Annotated in this window: 22 protein-coding genes; 9 read left to right on the plus strand and 13 right to left on the minus strand. The window is 67.1% G+C overall.

Annotated features, from left to right (window positions below; all coding sequences use genetic code 11):
• Positions 1-140 precede the first annotated feature (140 nt).
• Positions 141-1361, plus strand: coding sequence for an MFS transporter (locus A9973_RS10385; RefSeq protein ID WP_183013674.1), 1221 nt, complete (start codon positions 141-143; stop codon positions 1359-1361).
• A gap of 46 nt (positions 1362-1407) precedes the next feature.
• Here the strand turns inward: A9973_RS10385 and A9973_RS10390 are convergent, their stop codons facing one another.
• From A9973_RS10390 to A9973_RS10410, 5 genes are read right to left on the minus strand one after another with little or no spacing between them, the layout of a single operon-like run.
• Positions 1408-2166 (minus strand): ABC transporter ATP-binding protein, encoded by a 759-nt coding sequence (locus A9973_RS10390; protein WP_183013675.1) that lies wholly within the window; start codon positions 2164-2166, stop codon positions 1408-1410.
• Positions 2163-3089 (minus strand): iron chelate uptake ABC transporter family permease subunit, encoded by a 927-nt coding sequence (locus tag A9973_RS10395; RefSeq protein WP_183013795.1) that lies wholly within the window; start codon positions 3087-3089, stop codon positions 2163-2165. The genes A9973_RS10390 and A9973_RS10395 overlap by 4 nt, the downstream gene beginning before the upstream one ends.
• A gap of 58 nt (positions 3090-3147) precedes the next feature.
• Complete coding sequence (locus tag A9973_RS10400) at positions 3148-4140, minus strand: iron chelate uptake ABC transporter family permease subunit (protein ID WP_183013676.1); 993 nt, start codon at positions 4138-4140, stop codon at positions 3148-3150.
• A gap of 31 nt (positions 4141-4171) precedes the next feature.
• Positions 4172-5122 (minus strand): siderophore ABC transporter substrate-binding protein, encoded by a 951-nt coding sequence (locus A9973_RS10405; protein WP_183013677.1) that lies wholly within the window; start codon positions 5120-5122, stop codon positions 4172-4174.
• Between the two features lie 52 nt (positions 5123-5174).
• The gene (locus A9973_RS10410; protein WP_183013678.1) at positions 5175-7196 is read right to left on the minus strand and encodes a ligand-gated channel protein; all 2022 of its coding nucleotides are present in this window, start codon (positions 7194-7196) and stop codon (positions 5175-5177) included.
• Between the two features lie 212 nt (positions 7197-7408).
• On the opposite strand from A9973_RS10410, the gene A9973_RS10415 reads away from it, so the two are divergent.
• Together A9973_RS10415 and A9973_RS10420 are read left to right on the plus strand one after the other, a co-directional pair.
• Positions 7409-8122: a response regulator transcription factor gene (locus tag A9973_RS10415; protein WP_183013679.1), complete on the plus strand. Its 714-nt coding sequence runs from the start codon at positions 7409-7411 to the stop codon at positions 8120-8122.
• On the plus strand, positions 8122-9516 hold the full coding sequence (locus A9973_RS10420) for an ATP-binding protein (protein ID WP_183013680.1): 1395 nt from the start codon (positions 8122-8124) through the stop codon (positions 9514-9516). The genes A9973_RS10415 and A9973_RS10420 overlap by 1 nt, the downstream gene beginning before the upstream one ends.
• A 10-nt stretch (positions 9517-9526) precedes the next feature.
• Here the strand turns inward: A9973_RS10420 and A9973_RS10425 are convergent, their stop codons facing one another.
• From A9973_RS10425 to A9973_RS10435, 3 genes are read right to left on the minus strand one after another with little or no spacing between them, the layout of a single operon-like run.
• Positions 9527-10345 carry a TatD family hydrolase gene (locus A9973_RS10425; RefSeq protein WP_183013681.1) on the minus strand — a complete coding sequence of 273 codons (819 nt, stop codon included), beginning with the start codon at positions 10343-10345 and terminating at the stop codon, positions 9527-9529.
• Between the two features lie 40 nt (positions 10346-10385).
• Entirely contained in the window at positions 10386-11090 is a 705-nt protein-coding gene (locus tag A9973_RS10430; RefSeq protein WP_183013682.1) for an ABC transporter ATP-binding protein, read from the minus strand.
• A complete protein-coding gene (locus tag A9973_RS10435; protein WP_255469116.1) occupies positions 11083-12315 on the minus strand; it encodes a lipoprotein-releasing ABC transporter permease subunit in 1233 nt (410 codons plus the stop codon). Before A9973_RS10435 ends, A9973_RS10430 begins: the two co-directional genes overlap by 8 nt.
• Before the next feature lie 178 nt (positions 12316-12493).
• On the opposite strand from A9973_RS10435, the gene A9973_RS10440 reads away from it, so the two are divergent.
• Positions 12494-13438 carry a hypothetical protein gene (locus tag A9973_RS10440; RefSeq protein WP_183013684.1) on the plus strand — a complete coding sequence of 315 codons (945 nt, stop codon included), beginning with the start codon at positions 12494-12496 and terminating at the stop codon, positions 13436-13438.
• Positions 13420-15120, plus strand: coding sequence for a single-stranded-DNA-specific exonuclease RecJ (gene recJ / locus A9973_RS10445; protein WP_183013685.1), 1701 nt, complete (start codon positions 13420-13422; stop codon positions 15118-15120). Before A9973_RS10440 ends, recJ begins: the two co-directional genes overlap by 19 nt.
• A 91-nt stretch (positions 15121-15211) precedes the next feature.
• On the opposite strand, the gene A9973_RS10450 is transcribed toward recJ, so the two are convergent.
• Positions 15212-16522, minus strand: coding sequence for an MFS transporter (locus tag A9973_RS10450; RefSeq protein WP_183013686.1), 1311 nt, complete (start codon positions 16520-16522; stop codon positions 15212-15214).
• A gap of 253 nt (positions 16523-16775) precedes the next feature.
• Between A9973_RS10450 and prfB the strand changes: the two genes are divergently transcribed.
• From prfB to A9973_RS10470, 4 genes are all read left to right on the plus strand, one after another.
• Positions 16776-17880 (plus strand): peptide chain release factor 2 gene (gene prfB / locus A9973_RS10455; RefSeq protein WP_105557697.1). Its coding sequence is split into 2 segments (ribosomal slippage): positions 16776-16856 and positions 16858-17880, totalling 1104 coding nucleotides; the frame shifts between segments, so codons are not numbered across the junction.
• A gap of 43 nt (positions 17881-17923) precedes the next feature.
• The gene (locus tag A9973_RS10460; RefSeq protein WP_183013687.1) at positions 17924-18679 is read left to right on the plus strand and encodes an SDR family oxidoreductase; all 756 of its coding nucleotides are present in this window, start codon (positions 17924-17926) and stop codon (positions 18677-18679) included.
• A gap of 10 nt (positions 18680-18689) precedes the next feature.
• Complete coding sequence (lysS, locus tag A9973_RS10465) at positions 18690-20213, plus strand: lysine--tRNA ligase (RefSeq protein WP_183013688.1); 1524 nt, start codon at positions 18690-18692, stop codon at positions 20211-20213.
• A gap of 15 nt (positions 20214-20228) precedes the next feature.
• Positions 20229-20549 (plus strand): preprotein translocase subunit TatB, encoded by a 321-nt coding sequence (locus tag A9973_RS10470; protein ID WP_183013689.1) that lies wholly within the window; start codon positions 20229-20231, stop codon positions 20547-20549.
• Here A9973_RS10470 and A9973_RS10475 read toward each other — a convergent pair.
• The 4 genes from A9973_RS10475 to A9973_RS10490 are packed head-to-tail and all read right to left on the minus strand — an operon-like array spanning position 20533 to position 25012.
• A complete protein-coding gene (locus tag A9973_RS10475) occupies positions 20533-21183 on the minus strand; it encodes a TetR/AcrR family transcriptional regulator (protein ID WP_183013690.1) in 651 nt (216 codons plus the stop codon). The genes A9973_RS10470 and A9973_RS10475 overlap by 17 nt on opposite strands.
• 6 nt (positions 21184-21189) lie before the next feature.
• Entirely contained in the window at positions 21190-22344 is a 1155-nt protein-coding gene (locus A9973_RS10480) for a thiolase family protein (protein WP_183013691.1), read from the minus strand.
• The gene (locus A9973_RS10485) at positions 22341-24197 is read right to left on the minus strand and encodes a long-chain fatty acid--CoA ligase (protein ID WP_183013692.1); all 1857 of its coding nucleotides are present in this window, start codon (positions 24195-24197) and stop codon (positions 22341-22343) included. Before A9973_RS10485 ends, A9973_RS10480 begins: the two co-directional genes overlap by 4 nt.
• Positions 24194-25012, minus strand: a complete 819-nt coding sequence (locus tag A9973_RS10490) for an ABC transporter ATP-binding protein (protein WP_183013796.1) — start codon at positions 25010-25012, stop codon at positions 24194-24196. The genes A9973_RS10485 and A9973_RS10490 overlap by 4 nt, the downstream gene beginning before the upstream one ends.
• Positions 25013-25028: the final 16 nt, after the last annotated feature.

Genomic DNA, 25028 nt, shown 5'->3' on the forward strand with positions numbered 1-25028 from the left:
CCAAGGCAACCTTGGGGCCGGCCGCCTGCACCGCCATCCGCGCTGCGGCTTCTGCGGCGTAGACATTCAAATGACAGCTCAGTGTGCTTACAATACCGCTGTTGCGACGCAACAATTCAGCGAATCCCCCTTGTAATCACATGTCCCACCCTGCTTCCACGCAGCACCGGCCCGCGCTGGTGCTGCTTGCCCTTGCTGTCGGCAGCTTCGCCATCGGAACCACCGAGTTCGCCACGATGAGCCTGCTGCCCTACTTCTCCCAATCGCTGGGCATCGACGCGCCCACTGCCGGCCACGTCATCAGCGCCTATGCGCTGGGCGTGGTGGTCGGCGCCCCTATCCTGGCCGTGCTTGGCGCCAGGATGCCGCGCCGCCGGCTGCTGATCGCCCTGATGGGCCTTTTCGCCATCGGCAACGGCTTGAGCGCCATCGCGCCCGACTACCACTGGATGCTGTTTTTCCGCTTCCTGAGCGGGTTGCCCCATGGCGCGTACTTCGGCATCGCGTCGCTGGTGGCCAGTTCGCTCGTGCCCGCCAACCGGCGCACCGTCGCCGTGGGACGCGTGTTCCTGGGCCTGACGGTCGCCACCATCGTGGGCGTGCCGATGGCCAACTGGCTGGGCCAGGTGATCGGCTGGCGCTGGAGCTTCGGCCTGGTGTCCCTGCTGGCGGTGCTGACGATGATCAGCGTGGCGGTCTACGCGCCCGACACCCCGGCCGACCATAAGGCCAGCCCGCTGCGCGAACTGAGCGCGCTGGGCCGCGGCCAGGTCTGGATCACGCTGGCGATCGGCGCGGTCGGCTTCGGCGGCCTGTTCTCGGTCTACACCTATCTGGCCGACACGCTGACGGCCGTCACGCAAGTGGCGCCCACGACGGTGCCGTTCGTGCTCAGCGCGTTCGGCGTCGGCCTGACCGTCGGCAACATGGTGGTGCCGGTCTTCGCCGACCGCGCCGTCATGCGCACCGCCGGCTTGCTGCTGCTGTGGTCCGCCGTCGTGCTCGCGCTGTTCCCGCTGATGGCGCACAACGTCTGGCTGATCACCTTGAACGTGTTCCTGGTAGGCGTGGGCGGTGCGCTGGGCACGGTGCTGCAGACGCGCCTGATGGACGTCGCGGGCGATGCCCAAGGCCTGGCCGCGGCGTTAAACCACTCGGCCTTCAATACCGCCAACGCGCTGGGCCCGTTCCTGGGCGGTTTGGCGATTGCCGCGGGCCTGGGCTGGACCTCCACCGGCTGGGTCGGCAGCCTGCTCGCCATCGGCAGCATGCCCTTGTGGCTGTGGGCCGTCATGCTGGAACGCCGCCACCGCGCGGCGCGCCAGGCCGGCTTGAACACCAGCGCCGAACCTGCGCGCTGAAGTATCCGAAGGCGGGCGGCGGCGATGCGTCGAACGCCGCCCGCCCCTACCGGTAATACACGCAGATCCGCTTGCCGCCGATCTCGTGCACGTCGATCGGCATTTCGTACAACGGGCTCAGCACCTCGGACCGGATCAGTTCCGCCGGCGCGCCCTGATGCGCGATGCGCCCCTGCCGCATCGCCACGATGCGGTCCGCATAGCTGGACGCGAAGTTGATGTCGTGCAGCACCAGCACCACCGTCTTGCCCAATTCGTCGGCCGCGCGGCGCAAGGTGGCCATCATGGCGACGGCATGCTTCATGTCCAGGCTGTTCAGCGGTTCGTCCAGCAGCACGTAGCGCGTGTCCTGGCACAGCACCATCGCCACGAATGCGCGCTGGCGCTGGCCGCCGGACATCTCGTCCAGATAGCGGCCGGCCAGCGGCTCCAGGTCCAGATAGGCGATGGCGCGGTCGATGTGCGCCTTGTCGTCCAGCGTCAGCCGCCCGCCGGTGTACGGGTAGCGGCCGAACGCCACCAGGTCGCGCACCGTCAGCCGCAACGGCAGATGATTGTCCTGGCGCAGGATGGACAGCCGGCACGCCAGCTCGCGGCTGTCCGCGCGCGTCACGTCCAGCCCGTCCACCAGGACGTGCCCGGCCGACATCGGCAGCAGACGGCTGATCATCGACAGCAAGGTTGATTTGCCCGCGCCGTTCGGCCCGATGATGGCGGTGACGCCGTTTGCCGGCAGCAACAGGTTGACGTCGTCGACGACCACGCTGTCGCCGTACTGCTTGCTGAGTTGTCGGATCTCTATCATCGGCGCCCCTTGCGCAGGATCAGGAAGAGGAACATCACGCCGCCCACGAATTCGATCACCACGCTGACCGTGGTGTTCAGGCCCAGCACGCGCTCCAGCAGCGTCTGGCCGCCCACCAGGAAGATCACGCTCAGAAGCGTCGCGGCGGGGATCGTGTACCGATGCTTGTCGGAACCCATGGCCTGATAGGCCAGGTTGCTGACCAGCAGGCCGAAGAAGGTCACGGGCCCGACCAGCGCCGTCGACACCGACACCAGCACGGCGATTGCCGCCAGCGTCAGCATCAGGCTGCGGCGGTAGTCCACCCCCAGGTTGACCGCGATCTCGCGGCCCAGCGCCAGCACGTCGTAGCGGTGCCGCATGCGCCAGACCAGTACCGTCGCCACGCACACGGCGCCCGCCGCAATCGGCAACAGCGACACGCGCACCGAATTGAAGCTGGCGAACATCCGGTCCTGCAGCACCAGGAATTCGTTGGGATCGATCAGCCTGACCACGAAGTTGGACAGGCTGCGGAACAGCAGCCCGAAGACGATGCCCACCAGCATCATCAGGTGCAGGCTGCGCACCGCGTCCGAAAACAGCCAACGGAACAGCAGGCAGGCAAACGCGGTCATGGCGCCGACTTCCAGCAGGAAGGCCGCCACGGGGTGGTTCGCGGCCGTCGCCGCCTGCCCGAAGCCGAACACGACGACGGCCTGAATCAGCAGGTACAACGCGTCGAAGCCCATGATCGCGGGTGTCAGGATGCGGTTGTGCGTGATGGTCTGGAACAGCACCGACGACACCGCCACGGCATACGCCACCAGCAGCATCGCGGCCAGCTTGCCGCCGCGAAACGGAATCACGAACGACCACTGGCCGTTGGCGCCCAGCGTCATGAACGCCACGACGCACGCCAGCGCGGCCGCGCCTAGCCACATCAGGCGCAGGGACTGCGGCGTGCGGCGGGCCGGGCCGCCGGCGGCGGTAAACGGGATGTCAGCCAAGGCGGTTCCTCCGCATGCGCAGCAACCCCAGGAACAGGACGCTGCCCAGCACGCCGACCACCGTGCCGATCGGGATTTCATAGGGGTGGATCACCAGCCGGCCGATGATGTCGCAGGCCAGCACGAAGACGCCGCCCAGCGCGGCGACCCATGGGATGGACCGGCGCATGTTGTCGCCCAGCACCAGGCTGACCGCGTTGGGCACGATCAGGCCCAGGAACGGGATGCCGCCCGCCGTCACCACCACCACGGCGGAAATTGCGGACACGATCAGCAGGCCGACCAGGGTCAAGCGGGCGTGGTTCAGCCCCAGGTTGGAGGCGAATTCCCGCCCCATGCCGGCCACGGTATAGCGGTCGGCGGCCGCATAAGCCGCGCACGCGAGGGCAAAGCCGATCCATAGCAATTCGTAGCGGCCGCGCAGCACGCCCGAGAAATCGCCCGTGGTCCAGGCATGCAGCGACTGCAACAGATCGAAGCGGAACGCCACGAAGGTGGTCACCGCGTGGATCACGCCGCCCAGGATCAAGCCGATCAGCGGGACGATGAAGGGCGTGCGCAACGGCACCCGGCGCAGCAGCGCCAGGAATAGCAAGGTGCCCGCCAGCGCAAAAGCCGTGGCGGTCAGCATCTTGCCGATCACCGGCGTGTCGGGCGCCAGCAAGGTGATGACCAGAATGCCCAGCGTCGCGGACTCGACGGTGCCGGCCGTCGTGGGTTCCACGAAGCGGTTGCGCACCAGCATCTGCATGATCAGGCCCGCCACCGCCAGCGACATGCCGGCCAGCAGCAACGCCACGGTGCGCGGCACGCGGCTGACCATCAGGAAACGCCCGGCGCGTTCGGCATCCTCGCCCCCGCCCCACAGCGCGGCCAAAGACAGCTGCCCGGCGCCCAGGCTGACGCTGGCGATGCACAGCACTGCCAACAGCACCACCACGGCGGCCAGGCCGCCCCACCCGCTGATCGTCCGCCGCCAGTTCACCGGCGGCCCTTCCGCGCAACACCCATGCCGCTTACTTTCCTTGCGCCAGCGCCGCGGCGATTTCGTCCACGTTCTGTTGCATCGACGTCAGACCGGCGCTGCCCAGCAAATACCAGTTGAAGCCGTTCAGGTACACCACGCGCTTGTTCTTCCACGCCTTGGTCGGACGCACCAGATCGTTGTCCAGCATGCGCTGGGCCGACACGCCTTCGCGACCGATCGCGGCATCGCGGTCGATCACGAACAACCAGTCGGGATCGGTCTGGGCGATGAACTCGAACGAAATCGCCTGGCCGTGGTTCGACACGTTCAGACCGGCTGCGGCGGGCTTCACGCCGAACGCGTCATGGATCACGCCAAAGCGCGAACCGGGGCCATAGGCGCTCATCTTGCCGCCCGTCGTCAGTATGATCAGCGCCGTGCCGGCGCTGGCTGCCTGGCCATGCAATGCCGAGATCGATGCGCGCAACGCCTCCAGCTTCTGCCTGGCCTGCGGCTGCTTGCCATAGATGGCCGCCAGCGTCTCGGTGCTGCGCGTCACGCTGCCGACCAGGTCCTTGGGATTGGCCGTCAAGTCGACGGTCGGCGCCAGTTTGGCCAATTCGTCGTACTTCGGCGCCGACCGGCCGGCCACGAAGATCACCTGAGGCTGCGCGGCGTGGATGACCTCGTAGTTCGGCTCGAACAGCGACCCGACCTTCAAATAGCGCTGGTCAGTGTATTGGGCCAGTTGGGGCGGCCACTTGGCGACGGTCGGCACGCCCATCACGTCGATCCCCAGCGCCTGCATCGTGTCCAGCACGGCCATGTCCATCACGACGGTCTTCGTGGGGTTGGCCGGAACGGCGGTCTCGCCGCGCGCATGCTTGACGGGCATCGTGGCTTGTGCCGCGCACACCGCCGTCGCGGCACCCATCGCCAACGCGGCGCCGGCCTGGATCAGCCAACGACGGGCACAGCCCATGTTTCCTTGCTTCGTCATACATACCTCTTCATGTTGCGGGGGACGCTAGCGCCCCCCATTTCCCTCAGGATCAGAACTTCACACCCACGCCCAGCCAGTAACGGCGGCCGTCTTCCACGAACTCGTAATCGTCGTAGGTGACCTGTTTGTCGAACAGGTTGTAGATGCCGGCGTACACCGACACGGTCTTGTTCACGGCATACGATCCGCCCAGATCCACAAAGGTGTAGGACGGCGCGATGAACGAAGACGACGACGCGCTGGTAATGGGCTGGCTTTCCTTGCCGCGGTAGTTCAGCCGGGCCCACGCTTGCAGCGCGTCAGACGCCTGCCAATTCACCGTGGTCGTGAACAGGTGCTTGGGCAACTGGTTCAGGGGCTGGCCCTGGTACTGGCCCGACTTCTGCTCGGACTTGGTGAACGTATAGCTGCCGGTCAGCGACCAGTCGCGGCCCAGCGGCAGCTTCAGGTTGGCTTCCACGCCGCGCGACACCGCCTTGTCCACGTTCATGTAGGTCGTGGGGTTGGCGCCGAACTGGTTCGGGCCCTCGGTGCATTGTGAAACCGGGCAACCCACGCGGGTGATCTTGTCCTTGAAATCATTGTTGAACACGGTCAGGCCGGCGTTGAAGCCTTCACCGTCGTCATACAGGATGCCGATTTCCTCGGTCACCGACTTCTCGGGCGTCAGGTCCGGGTTGCCGTACATGTTGCCGCCGCGGCTGACCTGCCCCCAACCCGCCACCGTCTGGCGCAGGTCCGGTGCCCGGAAACCCGTGGAGACGCCGCCTTTCAGCGTCCACCGCTCGGCCATGTGCCATACGCCGTACAGGCGCGGACTGAAGTGCGTGCCGAAGTTCTCGTCCTCGTCCATGCGCAGGCCGCCCGTGACGGCGAAGCTTTCGGTCAGGCGCCACTCGTCTTCGGCGAACAACGCCCATTGGTAGCGGTCGATCTTGCTGGGGCCGCCCGCCAGCTGATTGCCGGTCTGGTCGTTCAGGCGCTGGCTGAGATACGTGCCACCCAGGGTCAACATGTGCGAACCCAGCGGCAGCGTCCAGCTGGATTGCAGGTTCAGGTTCTTGATCTTCATCTGCCGCGAACGGTTGTCGAACTCTTCCTGCTGCACGTAGCTGTCCGACACCGCCCAGCCCCAGCGCCCCGTGTGCGACAGCGCCCACTTGTTGCTGCGGTAATCCGTCTCCGACGAGGCGGGGCAACCGTTGCGTCCGCATGCGACGCCCGGCGGCTGCGGCGCGACCGTCTTGCCCAGCGTGTTCTCGTACTTCTGGCGCATCGTCGTACCTTCCAGCACGATGTCGTGGTCGCGGTTGGGCGTAAGCGCCAGCTTGGCCGTCACGCTGTCCGAGTTGCGCTTGCGGAAGCCGTTGATGATGTCGTCTTCGTCGCGTTGCGACGCCTGGCCATAGATCTGCAAGCCCAGCAGGTCGGTCTTGATGGGCCCGGACAGGTAGAAATTGCCTTGATAGATGTCGCCCGATTTGTTGCTTTCCTGGATGGTCGTGTCCATCCGGATTTCGCCGCCCCACTCGTTGGGCACCTTGCGGGTGATGATGTTGATCACGCCGCCCATGGCGTCCGAGCCATACAGCGACGACATCGGGCCCCGCACGACTTCGATCCGTTCGATGGCGGCCAGCGGCGGCGTCCAGCCGCCTTCCACCCCGGCGGAGTCCGAGTTGGTGCGCGTTTCCCGCGAGGTCTGGCGCTTGCCGTCGATCAGGATCAGCGTGTACTGCGGGCCCATGCCGCGCAGGCTGATGTCCTGGCGGTCGCCCCCGCCCGTGATGATGACGCCCGGCACTTCCAGCAGCGCGTCGTTCACATCGCGGTAGAACTTCTTGTCCAGGTCTTCGCGGGTGATCACGCTGATCGACGCCGGGGCGTCCTGGATCTGCTGCTCGAACCCGCTGGCGGTCACCACCACCGTATCCATCGTCTTGGCGGAATCGCTCGCCTGCGCCCAAACCGCTGCCGGGCCCATGCCCAGTCCCGCCGCGCAAAGTGCCGCCGTCAACCGCGTGCGTGACATCCGAATGCGGCCGCCCAGGGCCAGATCTTTGCTGCTCATGATTCCGCTTTCTCCGGTACCAGGCCCGTGCCGCACCCCTCGTGCGGCCCTAAGCCCACCCCTCATTTCTTAATGAAAACTATTCTCATATTAGAATTGAGGGTGTTGGAGCCGCGCAAACGCCTTTCCACAACTTTTATCTTCTTCGCACTTCTTGACACTCGGCGGCAAGGCGATGCGCCACACTACCGGGTGCGGGACACTCAATACGGATGCCTTTTTCTCACTCAGCGGTCGCACACCGCATCCTGCTCATCGACGACGACGTCGAGCTTGCACAGATGCTGCGTGAATACCTCGAACCCAATCACTGCCTGCTCACGCTGGCCCATTCCGGCGCCCAGGGCCTTGCCCTGCTGGGGCGAGACGACTACGACCTGGTGCTGCTTGACCTGATGCTGCCGGACGGCAACGGGCTGGACCTGCTCAAGCAATACCGGCAACGCTCGCGCCGGCCTGTCATCATGTTCACGGCGCACGGCGGCGAAACCGATCGCGTGCTGGGGCTGGAATTCGGCGCCGACGACTATCTGGCCAAGCCCTTCAGCCCGCGCGAACTCAAGGCCCGCATCACCGCCGTGCTGCGGCGCTTCGAAGAAGTGCCCGAAGCCACCTCGGCCAGCCTGACGCTGGGCGCATTGACGCTGGACCCCGCCAGCGGCAGGGTCCGGCTGGACGGCGAGGACATCCTGCTGACGGGCGCCGAACAACGCATCCTGGAACTCCTGATGCGCGCCCCGGGCCAGGTCATCGCCCGGGAACAGATCGGCATGTACGCGCTGGGGCGCCGGCCGGAGCGCTACGACCGCAGCATCGACACCCACATCAGCACCCTGCGCAAGAAACTGCGCCTGGACGCGTCCGGCGACACCTTGTCGATCCGCAATCTGCGGGGGCTGGGCTACGTGCTGGCGGGCGCCGCCTGATGTCCTGGCCGCTGCCCAACCGGTCGCTCTTCTGGCGCGCGTTCCTGACCTTCTGGGGCGCCATGACCATCATCCTGGTGTGCGGCATGCTGTTCACCGCGACGGTCGCCTGGTACCGCATCAATTCGCTGGACGGCCTGAATCCCGCCAGCCTGACCCACGACGCCCGGCAAATCGCGCGCAACCACGGCATGGACGGCCTGGAACGCTGGGTCGTCGCCATGGATCAACGCTACTCGGCGCTGAAGATCTACGTGCTGGACGCCCGCGACACCGAAATCCTGGGCCGCCCCCTGCCCGCGCGCACGCACGATTGGCTCACGGCGTACCGCGCAGCGACCGAACGGTCCCCGCAGGCGGACTATCTGCAGCCCGATCCCGTCGGCGAGCGCGTTTCCTGGTGGCAGCCGCAGCTGCTTGACCTGCCGGACGGATCGCAACTGCTGATGCTGTTCCTGCCCTTCGACTCGTCGCATTGGGAAGTGCTGGGCCTGTCGCCCGTGGCGATGGCGCTGCTGCTTTTCGCGCTGGCGGTCACCGCGCCGCTATGCTGGGCCCTGACCCGCCATGTCACCGCGCCGCTGACGCAATTGCGCCAGGCCACGCATGCGCTGGCCGCCGGCCGCCTGGACGCCCAGACGCCGCCCAAGCTTGCCGGGCGCAAGGACGAACTCGGCCTGCTGGCGCGCGACTTCAACGCCATGGCCGATCGGCTAAAGGCGCTGGTCGACACCCGCGAACAGCTGCTGCACAACATCGCGCACGAGCTGCGTTCCCCCCTCGCCAGGCTGCGGCTGGCCGCCGAACTGGCACGGCGCAAGGACGAGCGCCAGGACGTGCAGCTGGACCGCATCGAACGCGAATGCGAACGCCTGGACACGCTGGTCGGCAACACCTTGCGCCTGGCGCGCCTGGGCGCCCAGCCCGAACCCAGCGAGACGCTGGACTTGACCAGCGTCGTGGCGGCCGTCGTGGACGATGCCCGCTACGAGGCCGGCGAACAGCAAGTGCGCATCCTATGGGACAGCCCGGCGCCGGTCCTGTTGACGGGCGATCGCGACAGCCTGGCCAGCGCCGTCGAAAACGTGTTGCGCAACGCGCTTCGCTTCGCCCCCGCGCACAGCGCGATCCGGGTCCGGCTGCTGATCGGCGCGCGCGAGGCCTGCCTGGAAATCGAAGACCGCGGCCCGGGCGTGCCGCCCGCCGACCTGGAGTCCTTGTTTGAACCGTTCTTCCGCACCGCCTCCGGCGCGGCCGTGCCCGGCTCCGGCGCCGGCCTGGGCCTTTCCATCGCGCAAGCGGCGATCTCGGCCCACAAAGGCCGGATCTCTGCCCGCAACGTGTCGCCTCAAGGCCTGAGCGTCCGCATGGAACTGCCGCTGTTGGCGGCGTAGGCTGTTCTGCTCAATCAGCGTCGGCCAGGATGGCGGCCGGCAAGCGGGGCAAGACCCGCATGGCGTTGGCGGTGGTGGCGTGCGCCACCTGGGCGGCCGAGATGCCGCGCAGGTCGGCCAGCACCCCGGCGATGCGGGCGAGTTCCCCCGGCCGGTTGCGCCGCTGGGGCGGATGCAGCCAGGCCGGCGGGATATCCGGCGCATCGGTTTCCAGCACCAGGTGCGCCAGGTCCACGTCCACCGCATGGCGGCGGATCTGCAAGGCGCGTTCGTAAGTCATGGCCCCGCCCATCCCCAACGCGAACCCCTGATCGATGAAGGCCTGCGCCTGCTGCGCGCTGCCGTTGAAGGCATGCGCGATTCCGCCGATGCGGCCGTGGCGGCGCAAATGCTTCAGCAGGATGTCTTGCGACCGGCGCACATGCAGCAGCACCGGCAGGCGGAACTCCGCGGCCATCGCCAACTGCGCCGCATAGAAGCGCTCCTGGCGTTCGCGCGGTTCGCCGGACGAGATCTCGGGCACGAAGAAATCCAGCCCGATCTCGCCGATAGCGACGAATCGCGGGTCCCCCAGCGACTGCTTGATGGTCTCGCGCAGCACGTCCAGGTCGGCGTCGTCGGCACGCTGCACATACAGCGGATGGATGCCCAGCGCGTACGCGCCGCCCGCGATCCGGGCGGCCAGATCCCGCACGATGGGGAAATTGGCGCGTTCGATGGCCGGAATCACAATGGATTGGACGCCGGCCTCGCAGGCATGGTCGGCCACCTGCTGGCGGTCGGGGTCGAACTCGGCGGCATCCAGATGGCAGTGGGTGTCGATCAGCATGGGCGTGGCCTCCTTGGCAGGATTATCCACCCGTATTGGCTTATCCCGATACCAGCCGGCCGTTTTCCATCAGCAGTTGGCGGTCGGCCCGGGCGGCCAATTCAGAGTCATGCGTCACGATGGCGAACGCCGTGCCCGATTCCTGGTTCACGCGGGTCAGCAGCTCGAACATCTTGTGCGCCGTATTGCGGTCCAGGTTGCCCGTGGGCTCATCGGCCAGCACGCACACCGGCCGCGTCACCAGCGCGCGCGCCAGCGCCACCCGCTGGCGTTCGCCGCCAGACAGCTGCCCCGGGAAGTGGTCTTCGCGGGCCGCAAGGCCCACCAGCGCCAGCACCTCGCGCGCAGCCTCGCGGGCCTTGTCGCGGTTCTCACGGCGCACGATCAGCGGCATCGCCACATTGTCCAGCGCCGAAAACTCGGCCAGCAGGTGATGGAACTGATACACGAAGCCCAGGCTGCTGTTGCGCACGGCGCTCTTCTTGGCTTCGGACAAGCCGACCGCCAGGTTCCCGTCCACCGACACCGAACCGCTGGTCGGCACATCCAGCAAGCCCAGGATATGCAGCAACGTGCTCTTGCCCGAGCCCGATGCGCCGACGATGGCGACCATCTCGCCGCGCGCGACAGACAGGCTGACGTTGCTGAGCACTTCGATGCGGGCCGGGCCTTCGTCGTAGACCTTGACGATGTTCTCGGCCTGCAGGGCAGGCGTCGAAGATGTGCGGTTGGGGGCATCAATCATGGCGCAGCACCTGTGCGGGTTGCAGGCGCGATGCGCGCCAGCTGGGATACAGCGTCGCCAGCAGCGACAGCACCAGGGACGTCAGGCCGATCGTGATGATGTCGCCCACTTGCGGGTCGGACGGCAAGGCGCTGATGAAATAGACTTCGCGCGGCAGGAAATGCACGCCCAGCAAGCGTTCGATGAAGGGCACGATCACGTCCACGTTGTACGCGATGACGATACCGCCCGCGACACCCAGCAAGGTGCCGATGACGCCGATCAGCGCACCCTGCACCAGGAAGATGCGGGCCACCTCGCCCGGCCCCGCCCCCAGCGTGCGCAGGATGGCGATGTCGGACTGCTTGTCCTTCACGGCCATCACCAGCGACGACAGCAGGTTGAACGCCGCCACGGCGACGATCAGCGCCAGGATCAGGAACATCATGCGCTTTTCAGTCTGCACGGCCGCGAACCAGGTGCGGTTGTTGCGCGACCAGTCGCTGGCCATCACATACGGCGGCAGCACTTTCTTCAATTCGCTGGCCACTTCGGGCGCCTTCTGCATGTCGGCGATGCGCAGGCGCACGCCGGCCGTGCCGCTTTCCCGGAACACGCGCGCGGCGTCTTCGTTGTCGACGAAAGCCAGCGAGGAATCGTATTCATAGTGGCCGGACGAGAACACGCCCACCACGGTGAACTGGCGCATGCGCGGCGCGAAGCCCGCCGGACTGATCGAGCCTTGCGGCGCCATCATCAGCAGCGTGTCGCCCAGCTTCACGCCCAGGCCGTCAGCCAGTTCGTTGCCCAGCACCACGCCGAAGCCGCCGGCCTTCAGGTCGGTCAGCTTGCCCGACACCATCTGGCGCGGCAGGTCGGACACGTTGCCTTCGGTGGCAGGATCGATGCCGCGCACCTGCACGCCCCGCAGCGCCTGCCCTCGCACCAGCATGCCCTGGGCCGCCACAAAAGGCGCACCGGCCTTGACCTCGGGGTTCTGCTTGGCCGCGTCGGCGAACTGCTGCCATTGCTCCAGCACCCGTTCGGGCAAGGCCCCCGGAATGTAGAGCTCGATGTGCGGCAGCACCGACAGCATGCGGTCGCGCACTTCTTTTTGAAACCCGTTCATCACGGACAGCACCACGATCAAGGCGGCGACGCCCAGCGCGATGCCCGCCATGGAGCTGGCGGCAATGAAAGAGATGAAGCGATCGCGGCGCCCGCGTCGCTGGCGGATTCGGGCCAACCCGGCATAGCGGGCGCCTATCCAGAGTTCATAGGGTATTTTCAGCACGTGCGCATTATGGCATTAACAGCCTGGAAACCGCGCCGCGGATGTGCGGTTCCACGACCAGGCGTGTCAACCTATGGCAGTTGCCGGCGCCGCTTAGTTCCCCTGGCCCGGCCGGACTACAATCCCGGCCATGCTGATCGTCATTCCGGGCGCCCTGCCCGCCCTTCCCGTTGCCGCCGAACTGGCCAAGCTTCTGCCCGAACGCGCGCCCACGCTGCACCGCTGGCTGCTGGCCGGCACGGCGCGGCCGGCCGCCTTCGACGTGCGCGGCCACGGCTGCACCGCCTTCGAATCCTGGCAATTGCGCCGCGCGGGCTACACGCCCGACCCCGACCTGCTGCAAGGCGCCGGCCTGGGTCCCTTGCTGGCCGGCGGCCAGGCCTCTGGCGGCCAGGCCGTCTGGCTGGCCGAACTGGTCCACCTGGCGCTGGGCGCCGACCACGCCAACCTGCTGGACCCCGGCCAGATGGACCTGCTGCCCGAAGAAACCGCCGCGTTGCTGGACACGGCCCGGCCGCTGTTCGAAGGCACCGGTTTCGCCGTGGAGGCCCTGTCCCCCCAGCGGTGGCGCCTGCGGCTGCCCGACGGCCTGCGTCCGCAGACCGCCTCGCCGCACGTCGTGGCCGGCCAACGTCTGAACGACTGGTGGCGCCAGGATACGGAAACGCGCCCCTGGCGGCGGTTGCTGAATGAAATACAGATGGCGTGGCACGAACACCCCGTCAACGATGCCCGCGCCGCCCGCGGCGTGGCCCCCGTCAACGCCCTGTGGCTGTATGGCGGCGGCAAGCCCTGGCCCATCGCGCCGGCAGGTCCCGAACGCGTGCTGACCGCGCTGGATGCGCCGCAGCGCACCGGCGACTGGTCCACCTGGCTGGACGCCCTGGCCGAGCTGGACGCCCGGGATCTCCGGCCCCTGGCCGGCAAGCAGGGCGTGCCCGACTCGCCCGCCGAACTGCTGCTGCTGGGCGACGACCGCCAGGTCGCCCTTACCCTGAAACCGCGCGGGGGCCTGCTTGGCTTGCTGCCCGCACCCAAGAAAAACTGGAGCGCCTGGTGGTCACACCCCGCTTAACCGTCCGCCCCGCCGACCTGGATGCCTGCCGCGTCCTGGAAGCCTCGGGCATCCATCCCCTGCTGGCCCGCCTGTGGGCCGCTCGCGGCGTCACCCACCCCGACCAGACCAAGCTCGCCTGGCCGTCGCTGCTGCCGCCCGCCGGCCTGACGCACTCGGCGCACGCCGCCGGCGTGCTGGCCGACGCCCTGCAGTCCGGCAAGAAAATGCTGATCGTGGCCGACTACGACTGCGACGGCGCCACCGCCTGCGCCGTCGGCCTGCGCGCCCTGTCCGCGATGGGCGCCGACGTCGACTTCCTGGTGCCCAACCGCTTCGAGACCGGCTATGGCCTGTCGCCCGCCGTGGTCGACCTGGCCGTCCGGCACCGCAGCGGCAAGCCCGACATCATCATCACCGTGGACAACGGCATCGCCAGCGTGGACGGCGTAGCCGCCGCCAACGCGGCCGGCATCGGCGTCGTCATCACCGACCACCACTTGCCGGGCGACACCCTGCCCGACGCGCTGGCCATCGTGAACCCCAACCAGCCGGGCTGCGGCTTTCCGTCCAAGAACCTGGCGGGCGTGGGCGTCATCTTCTACATGATGCTGGCGCTGCGCGCCGAACTGCGCCGCCGCGGCGTGTACGCGGCCGACGGCGGCCCGCGCCTGGACACGCTGTCCGACCTGGTCGCGCTTGGCACGGTGGCCGACGTGGTCAAGCTGGACGCCAACAACCGCCTGCTGGTCACGCAAGGCCTGCAACGCATGCGCAGCGGCCGTCTGCAACCCGGCCTGCGGGCGTTGTTCGCCGTGGCCGGACGCGAACCGCGCAGCGCCAACGGCTTCGATCTGGGCTTCGCGCTCGGCCCCCGCATCAACGCCGCGGGCCGCCTGGCCGACATGAGCCTGGGCATCGCCTGCCTGACGACCGACGACGAAGCCCAGGCGCTGGAAATGGCGCGCGAGCTCGACAACATCAACCGCGAACGCCGCACCATCGAAGCCGAAATGCGCGAACAGGCGCTGGCCGCCATGGAAGCGCCCAACGCCGCGGCGGGCGCCACGGTCTGCGTGTTCGACCCGGGCTGGCACCAGGGCGTGGTGGGCCTGGTGGCGTCGCGCCTGAAAGAGAAGTTCTGGCGCCCCACGCTGGCCTTCGCCCCGGCCGGCGACGACGAGATCCGCGGCTCCGGCCGATCGATTCCCGACGTGCACCTGCGCGACGCGCTGGACCTCGTGTCCAAGCGCCATCCCGACCTGATCCGCAAGTTCGGCGGCCACGCGATGGCGGCCGGCCTGACGCTCGGCCGCGAAGACTTCGCAGCCTTCGCCCCCGCGTTCGACGCCGCCGTGCGCGAACTGACGGGTCGCGACACCTTCGAACCCGTCATCGAAACCGACGGCTCGCTGGAGTCCGGCTACGCCAACGCCGATGTCGCGGGCATGCTCCAGCAGCAGGTCTGGGGCGCAGGCTTCGCCGCGCCGCTGTTCCTGGATGAATTCACCGTGCGCAACCAGCGCCTGGTGGGCGAAAAGCATCTGAAGCTGTCGCTGGAACGCGGCCACCAGCGCTTCGACGCCATCTGGTTCGGCCACGACCAGTCCTTGCCCGAACACATCCAGGCCGCCTACCGCCTGGAGCAGAACGTCTGGAACGGCATGGTGTCGGTGCAGCTCGTCATCGAACACGCCGCCTGACGTACTGCCTGACGGCTAAAGCCGCACGTGAAAAACGGCGGAGGCTCTCGCAAGCCCCCGCCGCCGTCTTGCCGCCCAAAGGCGGATCCGGTTATTTGTTCACCAGCCTGGCCGGTTGCGCCAGCGCCACCAGCGCCCCCACCACCAGGCAGCCCGACAGCATGTACAGCCCGGTGTTGGTCGTACCGGTCATGTCCTTCAGCCAGCCCACCAGATACGGGCTGACGAAGCCCGCCAGGTTGCCCACCGAGTTGATCAGCGCGATGCCGGCCGCCGCCGCCGTGCCGCCCAGCAAGGCGGTCGGCAGGCTCCAGAACAGCGGCAGCACCGTGCAGATGCCGATGTTGGCCACCGTCAGGGCCAAGATCGCCAGGACGGTATTGCCGCTCCAGACAGCCGAAAAGAACAGGCCCACCGCCCCGAACAGGGCCGGCAGCGCCACGTGCCAGCGGCGCTCGCGCAGCCGGTCGGAATTGCGCGAAATCAGGATCATGCCGATCACGGCGAACAGGTTCGGGATCGCCGTCAGCAAGCCGATCGCCAGCGGACTCTGCACGCCCGTGCTCTTGATCAGGCTCGGCATCCAGAAGCCCACGCCATAAAGGCCCATTACGAATGAAAAGTAGATCAGCGCCATGGCCCAGACGCGCGGGCGGGTCAGCGCGGCGCGGATCGGCGGATCTTCCTTCTGCTGCTCTTCGGCCGCGATATTGCGGATCAGCACCGCTTTTTCAGTGGCGGTCAGCCACTTGGCCTTGTTGATGCGGTCATCCAGATAGATCAGCACCAGCACGCCGATCACCACCGACGGGATGCCCTCCAGCAGGAACAGCCACTGCCACCCAGACAGGCCGTGGTCGCCGTGGAACGTGGACATGATCCACCCCGACACCGGACCGCCGATCAAGCCGGACATGGGCACCGCGGTCATGAAGAAGGTCGTGATGCGTCCGCGCCGCGCGGCCGGATACCAGTAGGTCAGGTACAGGATGATGCCGGGGAAAAAGCCGGCCTCGGCCGCGCCCAGCAGAAAGCGCAGCGCGTAGAACATGTGCGCGCTCGTCACGAACATCATGCAGGCCGAAATGATGCCCCACGTGATCATGATCCGCGCGATCCAGATCCGGGCCCCCACCTTGTGCAGGATGATGTTGCTGGGGATCTCGAAAATGAAGTAACCGATGAAGAAGATGCCCGCGCCCAGCCCGTAGACCGTCTCGCTGAACTGAAGCTCCTGCAGCATCTGCAGCTTGGCGAAACCCACGTTCACGCGGTCCAGGTAGGCCACGACGTAGCAAACCACCAATAGCGGCACCAACCGCCATCCCACCTTGCGGTAGATGCGGTCCTCCTCACTCGCCGGGATCGCCGGCGTGACCCCGGGGGTCATCGTGTTTTCCATCTGTGTCTCCTGTCCTCTGGCGGGATCTGCCTGCGGATTGCCGGCTGGGCGGTCCCGTCCCTCAATGGGGACGCAACGGCCGCCGAATCAAGCCTAGAGCGCACAAGGTGACAAAAAACTGAACAACTTGGCCCACTCCGCGCAAACCCCTAGAGACACATCCGTCCCCTTTCTTGCAACACGCGCCCGCGCAGTCGGGCCATCCACGGTAAAATGCCAGGTTTCGCACAAAAGTCATCAGGATACGATCATCATGGAAGCCGAACGTCAGAACCAGCTCGCAGCCCGCCTCGCCGATTACGCGGAGCGCGAACAGGCTCTACGGAGGTATCTTTGACTACGATGCCAAAGCTGAACGCCTGCAAGTCGTAAACGCCGAGCTCGAAGACCCGGCCGTCTGGAACGACCCCAAGCACGCCCAGGATCTGGGCCGTGAAAAGAAAGCGCTGGAAACCGTGGTGGAAACGCTCACGGGCCTTGGCATGGGCCTGGCCGACGCCAACGAGCTGTTCGAAATGGCCAAGGCCGACGACGACGATTCCACGCTCGAATCCATCGAACTGGACGCCAACGGCTACCAGGAAAAGCTGGAAGACCTGGAATTCCGCCGCATGTTCTCCAATCCGGCCGATCCCCTGAACTGCTTCGTGGACATCCAGGCAGGCGCAGGCGGCACGGAAGCGCAGGACTGGGCGTCGATGCTGTTGCGCCAGTACCTGAAGTACGCCGAACGCAAGGGCTTCAAGGCCGAAATCCTGGAAGAATCCGAGGGCGAAGTCGCGGGCCTGAAGTCCGCCACGATCAAGATCGAAGGTGAATACGCCTTTGGCTACCTGCGCACCGAAACCGGCGTGCACCGCCTGGTCCGCAAGAGCCCGTTCGATTCCTCGGGCGGCCGCCACACGTCGTTCGCCAGCGTGTTCGTGTACCCCGAAGTCGATGATTCGTTCGAAGTCGATGTGAACCCCGCCGACCTGCGCGTGGACACCTACCGCGCCTCGGGCGCGGGCGGCCAGCACATCAACAAGACCGACTCCGCCGTGCGCCTGACCCACATCCCCACCGGGATCGTGGTGCAGTGCCAGAACGACCGCTCGCAGCACCGCAACCGCGCCGAAGCGATGCAGATGCTGAAATCCAAGCTCTACGAACTGGAAATGCGCAACCGCATGGCCGAACAGCAGAAGCTGGAAGACTCCAAGACCGATGTGGGCTGGGGCCATCAGATCCGTTCCTACGTGCTGGACCAGAGCCGCATCAAGGACCTGCGCACGAACGTCGAAATCTCCAACACGCAGAAAGTGCTGGACGGCGACCTGGATCCCTTCATCCAGGCCAGCCTGAAGCAAGGCGTTTAAGTCTGTCGCGATACTTCCGCTAACCGCACCCAGAGGTCCACGAATGTCTGACACCATTGCAATCCTGACCGGCGCATCGCGCGGCATCGGCGCCGCCATGGCGCGCGGCCTGGCCAAACCGGGCACCCGCCTGATCACGCTGGCCCGCCGCGAAGACCCCGAACTGACCGCCTACGCGCGTTCGCAAGACGTGCAGCTGGAACAGTTGTCCGTGGACCTCTCGGACTTGAAAGCCGCGGAAGCCACCGCCGAACGCATCTGCGCCGCCCTGCCGCGCGACGCGCGCCGCTATCTGCTGATCAACAACGCCGGCACGGTCCACCCGGTCACCGGCACCGACGCGCTGATCGACAGCGCCGCCATCACGACGGCCTTCAATCTGAACGTCACCGCCGTCATGCTGCTGACCGCGCGCTTCCTGGCCGCCGTCGAAGACCTGGCGGCCGACCGCCGCGTGCTGAACATCTCCTCCGGCGCGGGCCGCAACCCGAACGCCGGCTGGGGCGTGTACTGCGCCACGAAGGCCGCGCTCGACATGTATTCGCGCGTGGTCAAGCAGGAACAGGGCGCCGACGGCGCGCGCATCGTCGCGCTGGCCCCCGGCATCGTCGACACCGACATGCAGGCGACCATCCGTTCCAGCGACCCGGAAAGCTTCCCGGCGCTGGCCAAATTCCAGGACTTCCACGCCACGGGCAAGCTGTCTTCGCCCGCCAACGTGGCCTCCCGCATCCTCGCCTACCTGGATCGCGAAGATTTCGGCACGACTGAAATCGACGACATCCGCAATTACGATTGATTCCCCGACCATGACCGACCACTCGACCACTCCGGCCCCCGCCCAGGATGAAAACCGCTTGATCGCCGAACGGCGCGCCAAGCTGGCCAAACTGCGCGAAACCGGGGTCGCGTACCCCAACGATTTCGTCCCGGACGCCCGCGCCGCCGCCCTGCATGACAAGTACGACGGCCAAGAGCAGGAAGCGCTGGCCGCCGCCGCCGTCACCGTCAAGGTCGCCGGCCGCATGATGCTCAAGCGCGTCATGGGCAAGGCCAGCTTCGCCACGCTGCAAGACAGCACCGGCCGCATCCAGATCTACCTGGACCGCGGCACGCTGGGCGAAGACAACTACGCCGCGTTCAAGCAATGGGACATCGGCGACATCATCGCGATCGAAGGGTCGGTCTTCAAGACGAACAAGGGCGAACTGTCGGTGCACGCCGCCACCGCCCGCCTGCTGTCGAAATCGTTGCGCCCGCTGCCGGACAAGTTCCACGGCGTGGCCGACCAGGAATTGCGCTACCGCCAGCGCTACGTCGACCTGATCATGACGGACACCACCCGCCGCACGTTCGAAGCGCGCAGCAAGGCCGTGGGCAGCATCCGCCAGTTCATGCTGAACGCCGGCTTCCTCGAAGTGGAAACGCCCATGCTGCACCCGATTCCGGGCGGTGCGGCGGCCAAGCCCTTCGTGACGCACCACAACGCGCTGGACATGGAAATGTACCTGCGCATCGCGCCCGAGCTCTACCTGAAGCGGTTGATCGTCGGCGGCTTCGAACGCGTGTTCGAAGTCAATCGCAACTTCCGCAACGAAGGCGTCAGCCCGCGCCACAACCCTGAATTCACGATGATGGAGTTCTATGCGGCCTTCGCGGAATACCGCTGGCTGATGGACTTCACGGAAGAACTGATCCGCCAGGCGGCCATCTCGGCCACCGGCAGCGCCGTCCTCACGTATGGCGAACGCGAGCTGGATCTTTCCAAGCCGTTCGACCGCCTGACGATCTGCGAAGCCATCCTGAAGTACGCGCCGGGCTACACCCAGGCCCAGCTGGACGACGCCGCCTTCGTGCGCGCCGAGTTGAAGAAGCTGGGCGCGGACGCCGACGGCCCCGTGCTGGCGCGCGCCGGCCTGGGCGCGCTGCAACTGGCACTGTTCGAAGAGACCGCCGAAGCCAAGCTCTGGAACCCGACCTACATCATCGACTACCCGATCGAAGTGTCGCCGCTGGCGCGCGCCTCCGACACGCGCGAAGGCATCACCGAGCGTTTCGAGCTCTTCATGACGGGCCGCGAGATCGCCAACGGCTTCTCCGAGCTGAACGATCCTGAAGACCAGGCCGAACGCTTCCGCTCGCAAGTCGAAGCCAAGGACGCCGGCGACGAAGAGGCCATGTTCTATGACGCGGACTACATCCGCGCCCTGGAATACGGCATGCCCCCGACGGGCGGCTGCGGCATCGGCATCGACCGCCTGGTCATGCTGCTGACCGACAGCCCCAGCATCCGCGACGTCATCCTCTTCCCGCACCTGCGCCGTGAAGACTGAAGACCGGACCGCATCATGATCTTCAAGATCCTGATGCTCCTGCTGGTCGTGGCGGGGCTGGTCTACTGGATCAAGCAACCCCGCCGCATCCCGCCGGGCGCGCCGTACGCGCCCGTGCGGCCCCGCCGGCCACTGTTCATCGCCCTGTGCATCGCCGCCGCGATCGCGGCGGCGGCATCGCTGCTGACCGCCCTGCTGTGGATGGGCGGCGTGGCAGGCGGCGTCACCGGCGGCGGCTACCACGGCGAAGCGGACTTCCTGCTTCCCGTCTCGGGCTCGCTACTGGCGCTGGGCATCGCCTGCGCCGTCGGCGCCTTCCTCAAGCGTCGCGGCTGACCGCCACCGGCCACGTCCCCACCCCTGCGGGCAAGGCGGGCAACGCCGCCAGCAGCATCGCATCGATGAACTCGGCGGGCGCCAACCGTCCGCCGGGCTTGTACCACTGCACCGTCAGGTTCATCGCCCCCAGCACGCAGCGCTTGATCACGCGCGCATCGCCCTTGATCAGCCCGGCCGCGACCGCGTCCGCCACCACCGATTGCCACATGGCCTCGTAGCGGTCGCTCAACGCCTTCACGGCTGACTGGCTGGGCGTGGACAGGCTGCGCCATTCATACACCAGCGCGTTCATCGCGTCGCCGCCGGCGCCATGCAGCATGCTCCACATGTGGACGCGGAACAGGGCCGCCAGGCGGTCCGCCGGCGTGTCGTACCGCGCCAGCGCCCGTTCGCCGTCGTCGATCACTTCCTGGATGCCGTTGTTCATGACCGCCACCAGGATCGCCTCCTTGCTGCGGAAATGATGGAACAGGCTGCCGGATTGCAGGCCCACGGCGCGCGCCAGCTCGCGCACCGTCGTGCGCTCGTAGCCGTGCTTGCAGAACAACCGGCCCGCGGTCAGCACCAGTTCGCGACGGCGTTCGGAATCCCCGCTTTCCTCGCGCGGTGCGGCGGTCTCTGTCTTTGCCATGTAGAGTCACAGCCTTTGGATGAGGGTCGCCGTCGCCATGCCGTGGCCGATGCACATCAGCTGCAAGCCGAATTCGCCTTCCGTCGCCTCCAGTCCGGCCAGCATCTTGGCCATCAGCCCCGCGCCTGTCGCCCCCAGCGGATGCCCATGCGCGATCGCGCCGCCCCACGGGTTGACCCGCGAGGGCTTGGCGCCCAGTTCGCGTTGCCAGGCCAGCACCACGCTGGCGAAGGCCTCGTTGATCTCGATCCAATCGATGTCCGCCAAGGTCAGGCCGGCCCGCTCAAGCGCCAGCCGGGTAGCCGGAATCACGCCCGTCAACTGCCTCACCGGATCCGACCCGACCACCACCCGCGCCAGAAAGCGCGCGCGCGGCCGCAGCCCGTCGGATAGCGCGGTATCGCGGTCGGCCAGCAACACCGCCGCCGCGCCGTCCGCCAACTGGCTGGCGTTGGCGGCAGTCACGCCGCCCTGTCCTGCCGGACGCATCGCAGGCGCCATGGCCGCCATGCGCGCCGGGTCGGTCGCCTCGCGGATGCCTTCGTCCCGATGCGCGGCCTCTTGCGGGCCGGGCAGCAATTCCGCGTGCCGGCCGGCCCTGGCCGCGGCCCAGGCGCGCGCATGGCTTTCGCGCGCCCACTCGTCCATCGCCGCCTGCGACAGTTGCCAGTGGTCGGCAATGCGCTCCGCGCTTTCGATCTGGTGGATCAGCGGATAACGTTCCAGCAACGCGGGGTTCAGCGATTCGAAACCGCGGAACTCGCTTTGCCCCAACGTCACGTCCAGGAACATCGGCACGCGGCTCATGCTTTCGACGCCGCCCGCCACCACATACCGCATGTCACCCGCGGCGATCGCCTGCGCGCCGAAGTGCACCGCCTGCTGGCTGGATCCGCACATGCGGTTCAGGGCCACGCCCGGCACGCTTTCAGGCAGGCCCGCCAACATTGCGGCCAGGCGCCCGATGTTGGCGCCCTGCTCGCCCGCCTGGCTGACGCACCCGGCGATCAGATCCTCGACCTTGTCGCCCGGCAGTCCGGCGCGCGCAAGCAGCCCCTGCACCGTCTGGGCCAGCAACGCATCCGGCCGGGTGTCCGCCCACCATCCGCCGCGGCGGCCGAAAGGCGTGCGCACCGCTTCCACGATCACGGCTTCGTTCATGCCAGCGTCTCCTCAACGTACAGCGTTTCGATTTCGTTCGCGTAGGTGCGATAGATGCTGGCGCGCCTGACTTTCATCGTCGCCGTCACCTCGCCGTCGTCGTGGTCCAGCTCCTTGGTCAGCAGATGGAAACGCTTGATCTGCGACACGGGTGCCAGGCCGGCGTTGGCGCGCGACACCTCCTGCTGGACCAGCTCGCGCACCTGCGCGCATTCGGCCAGCGACCGGAAATGCGTAAACGCGATGCGGCGCGACTCCGCCCACTTGCCCACCGTCTCGAACTCCAGCTGAATCAGCGCCGACACGTACTTGCGGCCGTCGGCGATGACGATGCACTCCTTCACGTACGGGCTGCCCTTCACGGCATTCTCGATCTCGGACGGGGTCAGATTCTTGCCCCCTGCCGTGATCATGATGTCCTTCAAGCGATCGACGATACGGACGAGGCCGTCCTGTTCCGCCACCACGTCGCCCGTGTGCAGCCAGCCGTCGCGCACCGTGTCGGCCGTCGCCTCCGGCTGCTTGTAATAACCCTGGAACACCATGTCGCCGCGCACCAGCAGTTCGCCGGCGTCGCCCGTCTTCCATTCCACGCCCAGGATGGGCTCGCCCACGGTGCCGACCTTCACCCGGTCAGGATGCTGGCCGAAGATCATTCCCGCCGATTCCGTCAGCCCGTAGACTTCCAGCAGCGGCACACCCAGATTACGGAAGTAGCGCACCACGTCAGGCGGAATCGGCGCCGCCCCCGTCATCGCCACGCGCGCCCGGCGCAGGCCGATGAAGTTCTGCAAGGCGCGCAGCACCAGCCAGTACCACAACGCATGCGTCAGGCGCTCGCCTGCGGTGTACTGCGCGGGGGACTTTTCAAGGAATGGCGCGCGCGCCGTCAGCGCGCGCCGGTACAGCCACCGCTGCAAGGCGCCGGCTTCCTGCATCTTGATCGATATCGACGCGTGCAGCTTTTCCCAGATGCGTGGCACGCCCAGGAAAATGGTGGGCGCCACTTCGCGCAGGTCTTCCTGCACGGTACGGATGGATTCACCGAAGTTCACTTGCGAACCCAGATATAGCGGCACGAAGGTCGACAGCATCTGTTCGGCCACGTGGCACAGCGGCAGGTACGACAGGTGCACGCTGTGCGCATCCATCGACAGCCGGTCGGCAATGCCCGGCGCCACGCCGCGCATGTTGCGGTAGCTCAGCATCGCTCCCTTCGGCTTGCCGGTGGAGCCCGACGTGTAGATCATCAGGCCGGTGTCCTCCAGCCCCTGCGCGTCCAGCGCCGTGTTCAACGCGGCCTGCTCCGCCGCTTCCCGGCCAGCGCCGTCGGCCTCGGTCTCGGCAAACGTCACGATGCGCGCGCGGTCGGCCGGCGCATACGAACGCAGGCCCTTGGTCTCCATGATCACGATGCGCAGCAGCAGCGGCAGGCGGCTGGCCACTTGCAGCACCTTGTCGGTCTGCTCCTGGTCCTCGCACACCACCAGCTCCACATCCGCATGTTCCAGCACGTAGCCCATTTCTTCGGCGGGGCTGGTCGAATACACGCCCACCGCCACGCCGCCAACGGCACCCGCGCCCAGCTGCGTCAACAACCATTCCACGCGGTTCTCGGACACGATGGCGACCCGCCCGCCCTGGCTCAAGCCCAAGGCCCGCAAGCCCAGCCCCACCCTGCAGGCGCGCTGCCAGTAGTCCGCCCACGTCAACGGCTTCCAGATGCCGAAATCCTTTTGCCGGATCGCGATGGCCGACGGCTGGTGCCGCGCCTGCTCGCGCAGCATCTGGGGCAAAGTCAGTTCGGGCCAGGCGGCCGTCCCGGGAGAGGCGATCACAGTCTTGTCCTTCATGACAGCCAGCGCTTGCGCCGCTTGTAGTGCTTGATGTCGCGAAAGCCGTGGGCCTCGCCCGTGCCGCCCACGCCAAGATAGAACTCGCGCACGTCCGGATCCGCCGCCAGCTTGTCGGCGGTGCCGTCGATCACCACTTTTCCCGTCTCCATGATGTAGCCGTAATGCGCCACAGCCAGCGCCACAGACGCGTTCTGCTCCACCAGCAGCATCGACACCCCCTGCTCGGCATTTATGCGCGCGATGATGGAAAAGATGTTCTCCACCAGCATCGGCGACAGGCCCAGCGACGGCTCGTCCAGCAGCATCAGCCGCGGCTGCGCGATCAGCGCGCGGCCGATGGCCAGCATCTGCTGTTCGCCGCCCGACAAGTAGCCCGCCAGGCCCCGGCGGCGTTCGAACAGGCGCGGGAAATACCCGTAGACCAGGTCGAAATCCACTTTCGCGCCGGGCCGGCCCGTCAACGCATAGGTCGCCGCCACCAGGTTCTCTTCCACGGTCAGGTCTTCGAACACCCGCCGCCCTTCCATCACATGCGCCAACCCCGAACGCACCAGGTTCTGCGGCTTGGCGCCCGCCGTGTCGCCGCCGTTGAAATGGATGTGCCCGCGCACCAGCGCGCCGTCCTCCAGGTCCAGCAGCCCGGACACCGCCTTCAGCGTCGTGGACTTGCCGGCGCCGTTGCTGCCCAGCAGCGCCACGATGCTGCCGGCCGGCACGGACAGGGACAGGCCGCGCAACACCTGCACCGCCTTGTTGTAGACGACTTCGATATTGTTGATGTTCAGCACCGCTGCGGGCGGCGCCGTCGTCATGGCCTGCGCGTCATGT

This window comes from Achromobacter sp. UMC46, from assembly GCF_014170335.1.
Lineage (GTDB): Bacteria > Pseudomonadota > Gammaproteobacteria > Burkholderiales > Burkholderiaceae_B > Achromobacter.